Below are 14411 nucleotides of genomic sequence, written 5' to 3'. Positions count from 1 at the left end.
GTTTCGAGTCTCTGGAATCACTTATAAAGGTAGGTCTATGGAACATCATAACGTAATACAAAAACGGCGACCTGGCGTGGCAGGCATCTGGCTGGGGCTTTCACTGCTGGTCACCACCAGCATGGCGTGGGCAGATGTTACACCGGGAGAATACAGCGCCTCGGCGCAGGGCAAAGAGAGCCCGGTCAGCGTCACACTCAGCGTCGACAAGGACGGCAAAATCACCCAGCTTAGCGTTGACGCCTCGCACGAAACGCCGGAGCTGGGCGGTGTGGCAGGGAAGGAAGTCGGCCAGGCCATTCTCGAACAGCAAAGTCTGAACGTGGATGGCATGACCGGCGCAACGGAGACCAGCAACGCGGTGAAAAAAGCCGCCGCCGCCGCGCTGTCGAAGGCGGGCGCGGACCCGAACGCCTATAGCCAGGCAAAAGCGAAAACCGCCAGCGCCGCGCAAACTCTCACCACCGACGTGGTCGTGGTCGGTGGCGGCGCGTCCGGCACCGCCGCGGCGCTGGCGGCTGCTGAAGCCGGTGCAAAAGTGCTGGTGGTGGAAAAAGCCCCTGCGGTGGGCGGCGCAGGTAAGATTGCCAGCGGCCTGTTTGCAGTAGGGTCATCGCTGGAACGGCAGAAAAAACTCACCTTTACCGCCGATGAGCTGTTTCACCGGCTGGTGGATTATAACCACTATCTGACCAACGGCCCGCTGACGCGCACCGTGGTGGACAAATCCGCCTCCACCGTCGACTGGTTGATGAAATACGGCGTGGAGCTGTATCTCTCTGACGACAACACCCAGCAGGCGCATAACGCCGACCCCATCAAGTGGCGCATCTATCATCACTACAAAGACAGCGGCGCGGCGTTCACCAATATGTACAAGCATCTGGCGGAGATGGGTGGGCAACTGATGACGCGCACCACCGGCAAGGCGTTGATCAAAGATGAGCAAGGCCGGGTTGTGGGACTGGTCGCCGAAACCGCCGATGGCGGCACGCTAACGGTGCATGCCAAAGCGGTGATTGTCGCCACCGGCGGCTATGGCGCGAACATGAAGATGCTGACCGGTAACATGCTGACCACCAATATCTCCTCGCTGGCGTGGGCCAACCAGGGCGAAGGCGTGAAGATGGCCTGGGACGCAGGCGCAGCAAAATGGGAAACCCAGTCAGCATTACTGCATGCCACCAAATTGGTGGGGGTTGACCCGACCAAAGCCACCGGTTTCAACGACAGTCTGCTGATCCGCATCCTGAAAACGCCGCTGCTGTGGCTGGATCGTTCCGGGGAGCGTTTTGCTGATGAGTCGCTGGTGTATGACACTGCGCTGTGGGCCAACGCCGCCTATTCCGTGGGCGGTAACTATTTCATCGTTGTGGATACCCCCACGCTGCAAACATTCAGCAAAGGGAAGCTGCCGTTTGAAGTTTCCGGCGCTGGCGCGCCAAACCCCACCGGCAATGGCGACTTCGTGGCACTGGTGGAAGAAGGAGTGAAAAACGGTACCGTTTATAAAGGGGCAACGCTGGATGAATTAGCCACCAACAGCGGGATGAATGCCGCCCGCCTGAAAGCATCGGTTGAGCGCTATAACGCCGCCATCAAAGCCAAAAAAGATACCGAGTTTGGTAAGAAACCTGCGTTCCTTGCGCTCAACGTGGCGAATGGCCCCTATTACGCGCTGGCCTCCGAAGTGGTTAGCCTCAGCTCCACGGGTGGGGTGCGGGTGAATGAGCAACTCGAAGCCACCGATCAGAATATGCAGGCCATCCCGGGGCTGTATGTGGTGGGCAACAACGCTGGCGGCTTCTTCGGTTCTCCGGCCTATCCCCCTTATCAGGGGCTGGCGCTGGGCTTTGCCTATAACTCCGGGCGAATTGCCGGCGAACATGCCGCGCAGTACATCAAACAGCCTTAACAATAAACAGGCGGCGTCCGCGATGACGCCGCCACCCTAATTTCTCAGAGACGGAAACCAGCGCCAAAGGCGGCGAATGTGGTTATCGAAATGAGTTTTAATTTTTTTTCAACCTCTGCTCTATGCTGTGTGGTCTGCTTTCGCGAAAAAAGATTGAAGAAGCACTCAGATGTTTTCGGTCAACGCTGACCGGCTGTTTTGCGTCTCATTGTTGGTGATGAGACTGAACAATGAAAATTACACCGCGCAATATCTGGACAAGAATGCTGTTTTCCGGCGCGCTGCTCAGTAGCTTGATGAGCGGCAACCTACAGGCAGCAGACAAGGACGACGCCGCTCTGCCATTATCGGACGTCGGATCATGGTTAAAAGAGCATGGCGTGACGCCGCACATCATGGCGACGCAATTCTGGCTGGGCAATCCCAGCGCAGGTACCAGCACCAATGAGCAACAGAGCTATACCATGCTGTTCGCCGGGGCAGATTTTGATTTCGATAAGATGGGGGCGATCCCCGGCGGCAGCATCCACTTTATGCAACTGTGGGTGCCGTTTAGCAGCAATCTTGATTACGGCAACAGCGCAGGCGGCATGCTGGCGGGGGATCCGCCGCCTTACATCCCTAAAGTCGCGCATTTGCTGCGTTTCAGTTATCAGCAGAAGTTATTCGATGACCGCTTATCGCTCGAAATCGGCAAGAGCAACCCCGGCCAGTTTATGGGGTTCACCAACTGCAACGTGGCGGAGAGTTGCGTTAACACAGTACTGAACAAAACCGCCGTGTTTGGTCCTGCGCCCTATGCAGGATGGGGCGCAAGTGCCAGCTGGCATTTTACCCCGCAGATCGAGTCCAATGTCGGCGCATGGCGCACCTACCATGCGTTCCCCTTCACCAATGGCTGGGAACGTTGGGACGACGATTACGACAGCGGCAGCACGCTGTGGGTCGCCAACCTGGCGCGCCGCGTCTCCTGGCAGCAGGAGACCTGGCCACTCACCTGGGAAATACTGGGCTTCTATAACGACCTCGACTATGACGACGCCTATTACACCGTCAACGGCACCTCCAAAGTCACGGATACCCAGTCGGCAGTGCGTAGCCACCATGGCGTGTCCGGTTTTTACCTGACGGCGAAAAAAGCCATCTGGCGGCGCGACGGCGGCGCGGAGAGCAACAACCCGAATCCCAGCGCCATCAGCCTGCACGGCAGCGTAACGCAAACTCTGCAATCGGATGCCTACACGGGCATCTCCACCCTCGCCGACGTCGGGCTTATCTGGCAAGGGCCATGGCAGAGCCGTCCACTGGACAGCTACGGCCTGACCTTCCGCTGGGGCAGGTTCACCGATGGCGAGCAACGTTATTTGCAGGAGATGTACAACACCCAGGGCGGCAGCGGCTGGCAGGTTCCGCGCAACGAGTATCAACTGAGCATTGACGCTGCCTTTGCGGTAACGCCGGAGCTCAGCGTCAAACTGAGCGGCGCACGCACCTGGAACAACACCAACTGGCAATATGCTTATAGCGGCGTCAAACCGGAAAATGGCTATACCTTCTGGCTACAGGCGAATGTGTTACTGGATAAATTACTCGGACTGTAAACCGATCTGATGACGGCGGGGCCCTGCCCCGCCTTTTTTACGCAACCACCATCTGCCCGGCGTAAAGGATAAAGAAGCGAAACAGCAGCACACTCACCAGCGCCACACACGCCAACGCCACGCTGCCGCCACGCGAGTGAACGGGGCGCAGGGCCATCAACAACGGCACCACAATCCCCAACCCCACCACGCCTGACCAGAATACCCCGCCCCAGAAACCGCTTAACGCAGTGAGCGCCGCCTGCGTCTGCGCACCGCCTCCAACATAGAGGCTGAAAAAGAAGGCCGTCAGCAGCAGAACCTCCAGCAGCACGCAGCCGATTTCGCCACGGTGCATCAGGTGGACAGCCTGCGGCGCAGATCGGGTTAACGACGGGCACAGCGACAGGACCGCCAGCGCCGATACCAGACCGGAATTGAGAAACAGCAGCGGCAACACACCATTGTTAAGCAACGGATACCCTTTCAGCGTAGAGAGCAGAAAGCCGGTATAAACCCCCAACAGTACTGCCAGCACGCCCAGCACGGCGTTATGCCCGCGGTGATGATGCGCCAGCCACTGACCCTGGCGGGCCAGCAGACGCATCACCGCCCGTTCTCCCACGCGCGGGCTATGCTGCGCGCGTTCATGCAGCCACACGTAGCCAAGCCGCAGCCACCACAATGCCAGCGCCAGGAAGAAGAGCTGAAACAGCATCACCCCCAGCGACATCACCGAATGCGGGTTATAAAACACCATCACGTACCAGAAAGAGAGCGGGTGCGTCAGGTGAAAAACCAGCACCAGAAGACCGGCGGACACCATTACCGGCGCGCCGATCGCCGCCCGCCAGGCAAACCAGCGGCGTTGCGGCCCTGGTAAAGCGGGTTGCAGGCTGAGCGCCACCAGCACCAGCCCGGAGGCAATGCCCAACACAAAAAGGTACAGCGCAATAGGCCAGTCCCAGACCAGCGTGTCGAATTGAAAAGGATGGATTGTCATGATCGCCTCACTGACATGTTGGTCTCAACTGCGGTTGGGATTGATTTCACCCTGTTTGCCTGCCACGCGGTAGACATTAGGGCCGGTGCCGAGATAGAGCTTGCTGCGATAGACCACCTTGCTGCGAATGGCCTGTGAAATGGCGCTATCCGGATCGTTAAGGTTGCCGAAGGTGAGCGCTTTCATCGGGCAAATTTGCACGCAGGCAGGCAACCGCCCCGCCGCCAGCTCTGTATCCCGGCAGAAGTTGCATTTATCGGCGGTCAGACTGACCGGGTGGATAAAACGCACATGGTACGGGCACGCCGCCAGGCAGTAACGGCAACCGATGCAGCGCTCTTGGTTAACATCAACGATGCCGGTGGCCGGATCTTTATACGAAGCGCCCGTCGGGCAGGCCGTTACACAGGGCGGGTTATCGCAATGCTGGCATGAACGGCGGAAAAACTGTCGCGTCTTGCCATCATCGCCGGGTGACGGGTTGGGGACGACGGCCAGACGGCTGACGCCTTCCGGCACCTTATTGGTCTTCCGGCAGGCCGCCACGCACGCCTGGCAGCCAATACAGCGGGTTTCGTCATGCAACATGGCGTAACGTACGCCGGTCGCGATGTTCTCGCTGGCCAGCAACAAACGCAGGGGGGGATCGGTAAGCAGTAATACTGTGCAGGCGCCAAGGCGCTGAATCAATTTACGTCGCGTATAACTCATGACATTGCCTTTTTAGAAGAATGAACCGGGTGATGCCTGCAACACATAGCAATTAGCGCGCCAGCGGCAATATCGAGATAATTAATTGATTTTACGCGATTTTCATATTCCCCGTACGCCCGGTGCGGGCCAGTGACGAAGCGGTAATACAGCGCGCTATCACCGTGATGCATCGGCGTATCACTCCCGCGTTTTTCTCACGCCCGCGCGCGGCAATCGCGGGTCATCGCTCGCCTGGCGGGCTGGCCTGGATCCTGCATTCGTCACCCCATGCGGATCAGTGGACTAAGCGAGAAGCGTGATGAAAATACAACTGCTGCGAGAGTTTCTGTTGCTTTCCGAACGGCTCAATTTCACCCGGGCGGCGCAAAAGCTGCATATCACCCAACCGGTGCTCAGCCGTCATATGAAAGAGCTGGAGGAGTATGTCGGCGCAGCGCTGTTCCTGCGCGATACTCACCAGGTCACGCTCACCAGCGCGGGTCACCGCCTGGCAAGCGAGGTGCGGAAAATCCTCCACCAATACGATGAAAGCATGACCGCGGTGCGCACGTTCACCGGTAGCAGCCGACGGCGTTTGTCCATCGCCTTTCTCGGCGAGGCCATCCGCCAGACATTGGTGGCAAGGGTCGAGGATTTTCGCCAGCAACATAACGATGTGGTGGTGGAGTGCCGCGATTGCGAGCTGGAGGAAGTGCTGGCATTGCTGGATGCTGGCGAGTGCGATATTGGCTTTTTGATCCGCCCCAATTTCATGCCGCAACGGGCCGGGTATGCCGCCCTCTCATTTCAGACCGATCCGTTATGCGTGGCGGTCAATCGCCAGCATCCGCTGGTGCAACACGCAACGGTGTCTTTACGTGACGCCGCGCGCTGGCCGGTTATCCGCGTCGATCCCCGCGAGTTCGCGCTCTCCGAGCAGTACAGCACCCGATTTTTAAGCGCGCGCGGCATCGATTTTACGCTGTGCAAAGAGTTTCCTAATCTCAAATCCTGCTGCTTTGATCTGGAGTTGAACGCCCGGGAAGTGCTGTTTATGCCGCGCCATCGCGGTTATTTACTCGGCGAAAATAGCGTGTTGTTGCCGCTCACCGAACAGGATTGCTGGTTCAGCCTTGAGCTGGTCTGGTCGCTGCGTAATCGCAACCCCTGTGTGGAATTATTCAGCCATACGTTTAGCCGGAATATGCGCTGCCAGGCCACAACAGCATAATCGTTATGCCTTTATTATTTTCGCAATAATAAAGGCTATTTATGAATGCGGTTATGCACAAATAACATAGCCGAAAAAATAAAAAGAATTTCTACCCGATAGCCACGAATTATAGGCTAACGATTAACGAGGACACATCCCCGGAATATCACCCTTTTATATTAAGGAGCACGTCATGGTGATTAAAGCGAACTTTGAATCCGATCACGATAAACGCAAAGAAATGTCCCATAAAGAATTGGGCACTATTCCGCATATGCCGTTTGAAGAATATTCAGAACGGTTAAAACATTGCTTCACCATGAAGCGTAAAAACGGCATTCTCGAAGCCCGTTTGCACACCAACGGCGGCAGCCTGCAATGGGGTGCGCCTGCGCATCAGGGGCTGCACTACTTTTTCGACTGGGCAGGACGCGACCCGGAAAACGAGGTGATTATCCTCGGCGGCAGCGGTGACGATTTTATGGAAGGCATTGGCCGCCTGGATGAAAATGGCCGCTGGCAGCCCGCTACCGAATTTGCTTCTGCGCCGTCTGAAGCGTGGAAAATGTACGAATATCAATACTATGATGGCACCAACGATATTGAAGGTCAGGTGTTTGATGTCGAAGTGCCGACCATCGGCGTGTGGAATGGCGCAGCTTTCCATACCGATCTGGTGTTGTTCAGCGATATCACGCTCTGTACCGAAGACGCCTGGACCACTGAGATGCACTACCGCGTCAATATGGTGCCGGGCGACGGGATTCAAATCGCATGGCGTGAACTGATGGGCCGCAAACGCTACGCTTACGCTGAGCTGACCGGGGAGATCATCACCGCGCGCAAAGCACTGGCGCTGGGAATGGTCAATGAAATTTGTGATGACACCGAGTCCTGCTACCAGCGCGCCTGGGAAATTGCCGAACTGATTATGCGCACCGGCACCCGCGTGACCCGCCGCATTACCACGCAACAACTGCGTAAACCGTGGAAAGAGGATATTGCCAACGAATTGCGTAACTCCTTCGCCACCGAAATGTACGTCACCGCCACTGAACATTCGCCGCATGAGATTAATTACTGGAATTGGGCGCATGAAGAAGCCGAATTAGTCAAAGCCGCAGAGAAAAAAGGCAAAGTGGTGCGACCGCGTATTGGCGGAGGAAATGAAGAAACGGAAATTAAATAATTCACCGCCGCTTTTTGACTATTTATCCGCATGACACATCAATGTGACGCGTCGCCAACGGGCGCGTCGCAATATATCCATTGCGCCGTTCATTTGAGTGGCGAAAAAGGAAATAGCGAAACGGAGGTTGGTTCATGAATACCGCAGACGACGTAATTATTTCTGCTGCGCTTACCGGTGCGGTAACACCGAAAGATATTAACGAACATATTCCCCTGACCCCACAGGAAATTGCCGACGATGCGTATCGCTGCTGGCAGGCGGGCGCAGCGGTGGTGCACCTGCATATGCGCGATGAAAACGGACAGGGCACCATGTCCAGTGAACGCTTCGCGGAAACCCTGCGTCTGCTGCGCGCGCATCGCGATTGCGACGTGATTATCAATTGCACCACCTCAGGCGACAGTCGGGCCAGCGACGCGCAACGCATGGCGCACGTCTCCACGCTCGATGGCATTGAAATGGCATCCTGGGATGCCGGTTCCTTTAACTGGATGCCGGCGGGCGTTTTTGTCAACTCTCCGGCCTTTCTCGGCCAGTTAGGCGAGATCCTGACAGCACGCGGCATCAAGCCGGAAATTGAAATTTTCGACAGCGGCATGCTCGGCGTCGCCGACTATTTCGTCGAGCAAGGCAAACTGCATACGCCGCTGCATTACCAGTTCTGTCTCGGTATTCCCGGCGGTATGCCCGCCACGGTGGCAAACCTGGTGTACCTCACGCAGCACCTGCCCGCGGGATCCACCTGGTCAGCCTTCGGCGTCGGTAAATACCATCTGCCGATCCTCTTCGCCTCGCTGGCGTTAAATGGCCATATCCGCGTCGGTCTGGAAGACAACGTCTACTTCAGTCGGGGCGTGAAGGCCAGCAACCGCCAACTGGTGGAACGCGCAGCGCAGGCGGTAAACCTGTACGGCAAACGGGTTGCCACACCGGCCGTCGCCAGACACATTCTCGGCCTGCCGCCGCTGGGAGGCTCACGATGAAAGAAGCTGTGATTGTTGCCGCCGCACGCACCCCGATTGGCCGCTGTCGCGGCGCGCTGGCTTCCGTCCCCGCGCATCAACTGGGCGCACTGGCAGTGCGGGAAGCGGTGCGGCGTTCCGGCATCGACCCGGAGCGGATTGACGATGTGATCTTCGCCAATCTGATGAACCATGAAATCAACAACATGGGGCGAATGGTCGCCCTTGAAGCCGGGCTGCCAACATCGGTACCGGGCATCACGCTGGACAGACAGTGCTCCGCCTCACTCAATGCGCTGGCTTACGGCGCGATCCAGATTATGGCCGGTTTCGCCGATGTGATTGTCGCCGGTGGCGTGGAGAGCGATTCCCGTCGCACCTGGACACTGGAGAAAACCGACACGGCGTGGTCCGTACACCCCCCGCGCTTTGCGGAGATCCATACCGCGCCCGATGCCGTGGGCAACCCACCGATGGGCATCACCGCGGAAAACATCGCCGCCCGTTACGACCTTAGCCGCCAGCAACTGGACGCCTTTGCACTACGCAGCCATCGACTGGCAAGCGCCGCCTGGCAGGCCGGGCGGTTTGCTCAGCAGATCGTCCCGGTGCCGCTACGAGGGAAAAAAGGCCAGATAAGCCAGTGGGATCATGACGAGTCGGTGCGTGCGGACTGCTCTGCCGAAGGACTGGCCGCGCTGCGTCCCAGTTTTCTTGCGGATGGTCGCGTTACCGCGGGCAACAGCTCGCCCATGAGCGACGGTGCTGGCGCGCTGGTGGTGATGGAGCGCGGACTGGCGCAACAGCAAGGATTGAAGCCGCTGGCGGTGTTTCGCGGCTATGCGGTCGCGGGCGTCGATCCGAACTATATGGGCCTCGGGCCAATCCCCGCCTGCGCCAAATTGTTGCGTCAGACCGGGTTACGCGTAGAAGACATCGCGCTGTGGGAGCTTAACGAAGCCTTCGCTGCCCAGTCGCTGGCCTGCATCCAGGAGATCGGCATGGATCCGCAACGGGTTAACCCCAACGGCGGTGCTATCGCGCTCGGTCATCCGTTAGCCGGTAGCGGCGCCATTCTGGCCACCAAAGCCGTGTATGACATGCAGCAACGCCACCTGGATAACGCCGTGATCACCTTCTGTGTCGGCGGCGGCCAGGGTGTGGCGGTACTGCTGACGAGGGAATAAACCATGGCCAGTAAATTCGCGTTACCGGACGACATTATCGCGCTGTTTCACGACGGGCAGACGCTGATGTGCGGCGGCTTCGCCAATCACGGCGTCCCCAACCGCTTGATTGATTGCGTGATCGCCAGCGGCGCGCGCCATCTGACATTGATTTCTAACGACAGCGGCGATGCCGACCTGACGATAGGCCGCCTGATCCACCACGGTCTGGTGGACAAACTCATCGCCTCTCATATCGGGCGCAACACCGAAACCGTGGCGCTGGTGGCGGAAGGAAAAATCGAACTGGAACTGGTGCCGCAAGGCAGCCTGGCGGAGCGGATGCGCTGTGGTGGCGCGGGGCTGGGCGGCGTGCTGACGCGCACCGGCCTCGGCACGCTGGTGGACAAAGATAAGCCGCATATGGTGGTGAATGGCGAGGAGTGGCTGCTGGAAACGCCGCTACGCGCCGACATCGGCCTGGTGCGCGCGCGTACCGCCGATCCGCTGGGCAACCTCACCTATCGCGGCACGATGCGCAACTTTAACCCGCTGGTGGCGAAAGCCGCCCGCCTGACGCTGGTGGATGCCGACAGCCTGGTGGATGTGGACGAGCTGGCGCTCGACAGCATCATCACCCCGGGGGTTTTCGTCGACAAGATCCTGGTGCGGCAAGGAGAACAACGATGAACGCACGCGAACGCATCGCCCGTCGTGCGGCGGGCTATTTTACCGACGGTGACGTGATCAATCTGGGGATCGGCATTCCCAGCCTGTGCAGCGATTACGCCCCGCCGGGGGTGATGTTTCATACCGAAAACGGGTTAGTCGGCATGGGCCCGCTGGTGGAAGGCATGCTGGCCGTCGAAGGGTTTTCCAACGCCACGGCGCTGCGTTTTGCCCCTGTTCCGGGTGCCAGCGCTTTCGACAGTGCGGACTCTTTTGCCCTTGTGCGCAGCGGCAAGCTGGCGGCGACGGTGCTCGGCGGTTTGCAGGTGGCGGAGAATGGCGACCTCGCGAACTGGGCGCAACCGGGGCGCGTATTTGGTATGGGCGGCGCGATGGATCTGGTCAGCGGCGCACGCAAAGTGATTGTCACCATGGAGCTGTGCACCAAAGACGGCAAGCCGAAGGTGGTCAATCACTGCAGTTATCCGCTGACCGGCAAGCACTGCGTCGATCACATTGTGACCGAGCAGTGCGTGATTGATGTCACGCCCGATGGGCTGGTGCTCGCCGAACTGCTGGAAGGACTGACGCCGCAGGATATTCAGCGCCAGGTCGAACCCACGCTGATTGTGCTTGCTCCACCGAAGGTCATGCCAGCCTGAATGGCTGGCATGTTCCCCTAACCTGCCGCAGAACCTGCCGGAGATGTCACATTATGATCGAACAGCAAAGCCGCTCGCTGCTGAACAACCACGCTGATCTCGCCGCTAACCCACGCGGCAGGCATGATTTTGGCGCTCAGGGATGGAACGTTATCGTCTTTCAGGGGCTGTTGTTCTGGGTTGCCGCAGGCACGGTCACCCATGGCCTTAACGTGGTGTTGCCGACCCTGTCCGGGTTGTATGGTCTGGATTACAGCACGTTGCTGGCGCTGGCCACGCCCGCGTCATGGGCCTCTATTTTCGCCAGTCCGGCCTGCGCCTGGCTGTGTGAAAAGCGAGGCGTCAAATTCAACATCATTGTTTGCTTGCTGGCCTGTGGCCTCAGCTTTGGCGCACTGGGTTACAGCACCTCTTATCTCAGTTTTGTGCTGTTGTTTGGCGCGGTGAGTTTTTTCGGCACCGGCTTTGCCTACGTCGGTGGAACGGCGCTGATTGCCAACTGGTTTGTTCGTAAACAGGGGCTGGCGCTGGGCTGGTGCACCATCGGGCAAACGCTCTCAAGCGCGTTTTACGTGCCGACGCTGGCGGCGCTATTTGCCTGGTTGGGCGTGCGCTACGGGTTCTGGGGGATCTCGGTGATCATGCTGGTCATGGCCGTGTGGGCCTGGCTGTTTATCGCCAACAAGCCGGAAGATATTGGCCGGGCGCCAGACAATGACGCGCCCGGCATTGACGTGCGTCCCCTGTCAACAAACGGTAACAACGACTACATCAGCCGCATCCGCATTCGCCATTTATTGAAAATGCGCGACGTCTGGCTGATCGGCATCGCCACTGGCGGCATCTATATCATGCTGGTCGGGGTGGTGGGGCAGTTTGTGCCGCGGATCATGGAAATGGGCTACCCGCAAAGCACCGCCATTTTCTATATGACCGTGGCTGCGCTGATCGGCGCACCTGGCGCGTATGGCTGGGGCTGGCTCAACCATCGTCTGGGGATTAAGCGCGCCATCCTGCTCTATACCCTGAGCTGGATAGTCGCCATCATCGTCAATATGTTCGCGCACCACGAAGTGATGCTGTGGGTGTCGCTGGTGATGATTGGTCTGTGCATGCCAGGCGCAACCAACCTCAGCACTGCGCTGATTGCCGCCAAGTTTCCCCGTCAAAATTACATCCGCGCCATTGCGATTGTGCTGCCGGTCCAGTCGGTGGTGCGCTGCTGCGCCTTCTCGATTCTGGCTTTTGGTCTCTCCTGGCTCGGCGGCTATACCGGAGCTTACCAGTTACTGGTGGGCGTTGGCGTCATCACGCTGGTGTTGTTGTGGTGTACCGACATCACGCCAGTGAATGTGTAAGGAGAAAAAAATGAATACAGAGGTTGTGATTGTCAGCGCTGTGCGTACCGCGATTGGCAAGTTTGGCGGTAGCCTGAGCACCCTCGCCGCACCAGTGCTTGGCGCACAGGTGATGACCGCTGCGCTCCAACGTGGCGGCATCTCCCCTGCCGCCGTGGATCAGGTGGTTTTTGGCAACGTGCTACAGGCCGGGCTGGGGCAAAACCCCGCGCGCCAGGCAATGCTCGATGCCGGAATCGCGCAGGAGACCCCGGCAACCAGCATCAATATGGTGTGCGGCTCCGGGTTGCAGAGCGTGATTTTCGCCGCCGAAACCCTTGCAGCAGGCAGTGCAGAAGTGGTACTGGCGGGGGGAATGGAAAACATGTCGGCCGCGCCTTATTTGCTGGACAACGCACGCTGGGGTTACCGCATGGGCGACCAGCGCGTAGTGGATAGCGTGGTCAACGATGGGCTCTCCTGCGCGATCAATCATTATCATATGGGAATGACGGCGGAAAACGTCGCGCGCCAGTGCGGCGTCAGCCGTCAGCACCAGGATCAACTGGCACTGCTTTCCCAACAGCGTGCCGCCGCGGCAATTGAGCGGGGTGATTTCCACCAGGAGATCGTGCCGGTCACCGTGCGCAGTAAGAAAGGCGATCAGATCTTCGCCGTGGATGAGCATCCGCGCCGGGGAACCACGTTAGAAGATTTATCCCGACTGGCACCAGCATTTACTGCTGATGGCTCCGTCACTGCGGGCAATGCCTCGGGCATTAACGACGGCGCTGCCGCGTTGCTGTTAATGAGCCGGCAGCGGGCGCACGCGCTGGGCGTAAAACCCCTTGCCCGTCTGCGCAGTTATGCGACGTGCGGCGTCGACCCGGCACTGATGGGGTTGGGCCCGGTACCCGCCACCCGACTGGCGCTGCGGCGTGCGGGCATGACCGTTGCCGATCTGGATCTGATCGAGGCCAATGAAGCCTTTGCCGCACAATGTATTGCGGTGGGCCGCGAGCTGGATCTCGACTGGGAGCGCACCAATGTCAACGGCGGTGCTATCGCGCTGGGTCATCCAATTGGCGCCTCCGGCGCGCGCATTCTGGTCACGCTACTGCATGCGCTGGCAAGCCGGGATAAAACGCTGGGGCTGGCGACCTTGTGCGTCGGCGGTGGCCAGGGTGTAGCGATGATCGTCGAGCGTTGTTAACCAAAAACCAGGTGATCTTGCCTGGCGATTTCATCTGGCCTTATCGTTACTGCTTATAATTCAGCCACCTGCCATACACCCGCATTGGTCCAGATGGTGAAACCATTGGAGAATGAGCGTGAGGCTGGCGTGATGCCGCCGCTCTTTTTGTCGACGGATTCAAGCATAAAAGAGACCCGATAGCCGCGTCCTGGCTGGAATGTATAACCGTAAGTCGGCAGGCATTTCTGCGCAGAAACAGCAACATCAACAATGTCGTATTTCTGTAATTGATGCTCCGGATTGCCCATCTCCTCAATCCAGAGACTGCTCATCCGCTCGTTGCCATCGGGCTGCACCTGGATGCACAACGAATTCGCCACCATGAGCAGCTTTGCGGAATAGACCATGGGCACGCGATCGCCCATCGGGCAACCGGTTAAAAAAAGGGGTAAAAAAATCACGGGGAAAATCCGTTTCACACGCTGTCACTCCGGTCTGGATAAACACCGGGTGAGTATAAGCCCGAACCGTTTGTGCAGACAGCGCCCATAAAAAAACCCGCCTGTTTTCAGACGGGTTCTACATTAGCGCGCACAGTTCGTTCCAGTAGCTGTAGCGCATGACCTGATGGAAGCGCTCATTTTTCATCGTAAATCCATACCGACGGATGGTAATCAAGGCCATAGAGCAGGCCGAACGGGATCAGCAACGCCACATGGCGACCTGAATCATACTCTCCGTCTTCCACCTGCACAGGCAGCGCCAGCGTGAGGCGATTAAGCCACTGTTGCAGCATTGTCTTCATCAGCGCGTTCTCCGGTTAA

General features: G+C 58.4%; 14 protein-coding genes. 10 read left to right on the top strand and 4 right to left on the bottom strand.

Annotation, left to right across the window (positions count from 1 at the left end; all coding sequences use genetic code 11):
* Positions 1-37 precede the first annotated feature (37 nt).
* Both ACQ3G7_RS20180 and ACQ3G7_RS20175 read left to right on the top strand, forming a co-directional pair.
* A complete protein-coding gene (locus ACQ3G7_RS20180; RefSeq protein WP_430891596.1) occupies positions 38-1915 on the top strand; it encodes an FAD-dependent oxidoreductase in 1878 nt (625 codons plus the stop codon).
* A gap of 230 nt (positions 1916-2145) precedes the next feature.
* Positions 2146-3516 (top strand): carbohydrate porin, encoded by a 1371-nt coding sequence (locus tag ACQ3G7_RS20175; protein WP_430891594.1) that lies wholly within the window; start codon positions 2146-2148, stop codon positions 3514-3516.
* 37 nt (positions 3517-3553) lie between these two features.
* Here the strand turns inward: ACQ3G7_RS20175 and nrfD are convergent, their stop codons facing one another.
* On the bottom strand, positions 3554-4498 hold the full coding sequence (gene nrfD / locus ACQ3G7_RS20170) for an NrfD/PsrC family molybdoenzyme membrane anchor subunit (RefSeq protein WP_430891592.1): 945 nt from the start codon (positions 4496-4498) through the stop codon (positions 3554-3556).
* Positions 4499-4522: 24 nt separating this feature from the next.
* Positions 4523-5209, bottom strand: a complete 687-nt coding sequence (locus tag ACQ3G7_RS20165; protein ID WP_430891590.1) for a 4Fe-4S dicluster domain-containing protein — start codon at positions 5207-5209, stop codon at positions 4523-4525.
* A gap of 301 nt (positions 5210-5510) precedes the next feature.
* Here ACQ3G7_RS20165 and ACQ3G7_RS20160 point away from each other — a divergent pair, with 301 nt between their 5' ends.
* From ACQ3G7_RS20160 to ACQ3G7_RS20125, 8 genes are all read left to right on the top strand, one after another.
* Positions 5511-6422 carry a LysR family transcriptional regulator gene (locus tag ACQ3G7_RS20160; RefSeq protein ID WP_430891588.1) on the top strand — a complete coding sequence of 304 codons (912 nt, stop codon included), beginning with the start codon at positions 5511-5513 and terminating at the stop codon, positions 6420-6422.
* Between the two features lie 175 nt (positions 6423-6597).
* The gene (locus tag ACQ3G7_RS20155) at positions 6598-7593 is read left to right on the top strand and encodes an enoyl-CoA hydratase/isomerase family protein (protein WP_263099335.1); all 996 of its coding nucleotides are present in this window, start codon (positions 6598-6600) and stop codon (positions 7591-7593) included.
* A gap of 134 nt (positions 7594-7727) precedes the next feature.
* A complete protein-coding gene (locus ACQ3G7_RS20150; protein ID WP_430891586.1) occupies positions 7728-8579 on the top strand; it encodes a beta-keto acid cleavage family enzyme in 852 nt (283 codons plus the stop codon).
* Positions 8576-9745, top strand: coding sequence for a thiolase family protein (locus ACQ3G7_RS20145; protein WP_430891584.1), 1170 nt, complete (start codon positions 8576-8578; stop codon positions 9743-9745). The genes ACQ3G7_RS20150 and ACQ3G7_RS20145 overlap by 4 nt, the downstream gene beginning before the upstream one ends.
* Positions 9746-9748: 3 nt before the next feature.
* A complete protein-coding gene (locus tag ACQ3G7_RS20140) occupies positions 9749-10414 on the top strand; it encodes a CoA transferase subunit A (RefSeq protein ID WP_430891582.1) in 666 nt (221 codons plus the stop codon).
* A complete protein-coding gene (locus ACQ3G7_RS20135) occupies positions 10411-11055 on the top strand; it encodes a 3-oxoacid CoA-transferase subunit B (RefSeq protein WP_263099331.1) in 645 nt (214 codons plus the stop codon). Before ACQ3G7_RS20140 ends, ACQ3G7_RS20135 begins: the two co-directional genes overlap by 4 nt.
* Before the next feature lie 53 nt (positions 11056-11108).
* The gene (locus tag ACQ3G7_RS20130; RefSeq protein ID WP_430891580.1) at positions 11109-12413 is read left to right on the top strand and encodes an MFS transporter; all 1305 of its coding nucleotides are present in this window, start codon (positions 11109-11111) and stop codon (positions 12411-12413) included.
* Positions 12414-12423: 10 nt separating this feature from the next.
* Entirely contained in the window at positions 12424-13605 is a 1182-nt protein-coding gene (locus ACQ3G7_RS20125) for an acetyl-CoA C-acetyltransferase (protein WP_430891578.1), read from the top strand.
* A gap of 53 nt (positions 13606-13658) precedes the next feature.
* Here the strand turns inward: ACQ3G7_RS20125 and ACQ3G7_RS20120 are convergent, their stop codons facing one another.
* Positions 13659-14048 carry a putative T6SS immunity periplasmic lipoprotein gene (locus ACQ3G7_RS20120; RefSeq protein WP_430891576.1) on the bottom strand — a complete coding sequence of 130 codons (390 nt, stop codon included), beginning with the start codon at positions 14046-14048 and terminating at the stop codon, positions 13659-13661.
* 176 nt (positions 14049-14224) lie between these two features.
* Positions 14225-14392, bottom strand: coding sequence for a hypothetical protein (locus tag ACQ3G7_RS20115; RefSeq protein WP_263099327.1), 168 nt, complete (start codon positions 14390-14392; stop codon positions 14225-14227).
* Positions 14393-14411: the final 19 nt, after the last annotated feature.

This window comes from Kosakonia sp. N21 (assembly GCF_050587465.1).
Classification (GTDB): domain Bacteria; phylum Pseudomonadota; class Gammaproteobacteria; order Enterobacterales; family Enterobacteriaceae.
This window is presented reverse-complemented; position numbering and strand designations above follow the sequence as displayed.

Bases quoted from the DNA above. Each gene is read 5' to 3' on its own strand.
- ACQ3G7_RS20180 (WP_430891596.1), top strand. From the start codon at position 38: ATGGAACATCATAACGTAATACAAAAACGGCGACCTGGCGTGGCAGGC.
- ACQ3G7_RS20175 (WP_430891594.1), top strand. From the start codon at position 2,146: ATGAAAATTACACCGCGCAATATCTGGACAAGAATGCTGTTTTCCGGC.
- nrfD (WP_430891592.1), bottom strand. From the start codon at position 4,498: ATGACAATCCATCCTTTTCAATTCGACACGCTGGTCTGGGACTGGCCT.
- ACQ3G7_RS20165 (WP_430891590.1), bottom strand. From the start codon at position 5,209: ATGAGTTATACGCGACGTAAATTGATTCAGCGCCTTGGCGCCTGCACA.
- ACQ3G7_RS20160 (WP_430891588.1), top strand. From the start codon at position 5,511: ATGAAAATACAACTGCTGCGAGAGTTTCTGTTGCTTTCCGAACGGCTC.
- ACQ3G7_RS20155 (WP_263099335.1), top strand. From the start codon at position 6,598: ATGGTGATTAAAGCGAACTTTGAATCCGATCACGATAAACGCAAAGAA.
- ACQ3G7_RS20150 (WP_430891586.1), top strand. From the start codon at position 7,728: ATGAATACCGCAGACGACGTAATTATTTCTGCTGCGCTTACCGGTGCG.
- ACQ3G7_RS20145 (WP_430891584.1), top strand. From the start codon at position 8,576: ATGAAAGAAGCTGTGATTGTTGCCGCCGCACGCACCCCGATTGGCCGC.
- ACQ3G7_RS20140 (WP_430891582.1), top strand. From the start codon at position 9,749: ATGGCCAGTAAATTCGCGTTACCGGACGACATTATCGCGCTGTTTCAC.
- ACQ3G7_RS20135 (WP_263099331.1), top strand. From the start codon at position 10,411: ATGAACGCACGCGAACGCATCGCCCGTCGTGCGGCGGGCTATTTTACC.
- ACQ3G7_RS20130 (WP_430891580.1), top strand. From the start codon at position 11,109: ATGATCGAACAGCAAAGCCGCTCGCTGCTGAACAACCACGCTGATCTC.
- ACQ3G7_RS20125 (WP_430891578.1), top strand. From the start codon at position 12,424: ATGAATACAGAGGTTGTGATTGTCAGCGCTGTGCGTACCGCGATTGGC.
- ACQ3G7_RS20115 (WP_263099327.1), bottom strand. From the start codon at position 14,392: ATGAAGACAATGCTGCAACAGTGGCTTAATCGCCTCACGCTGGCGCTG.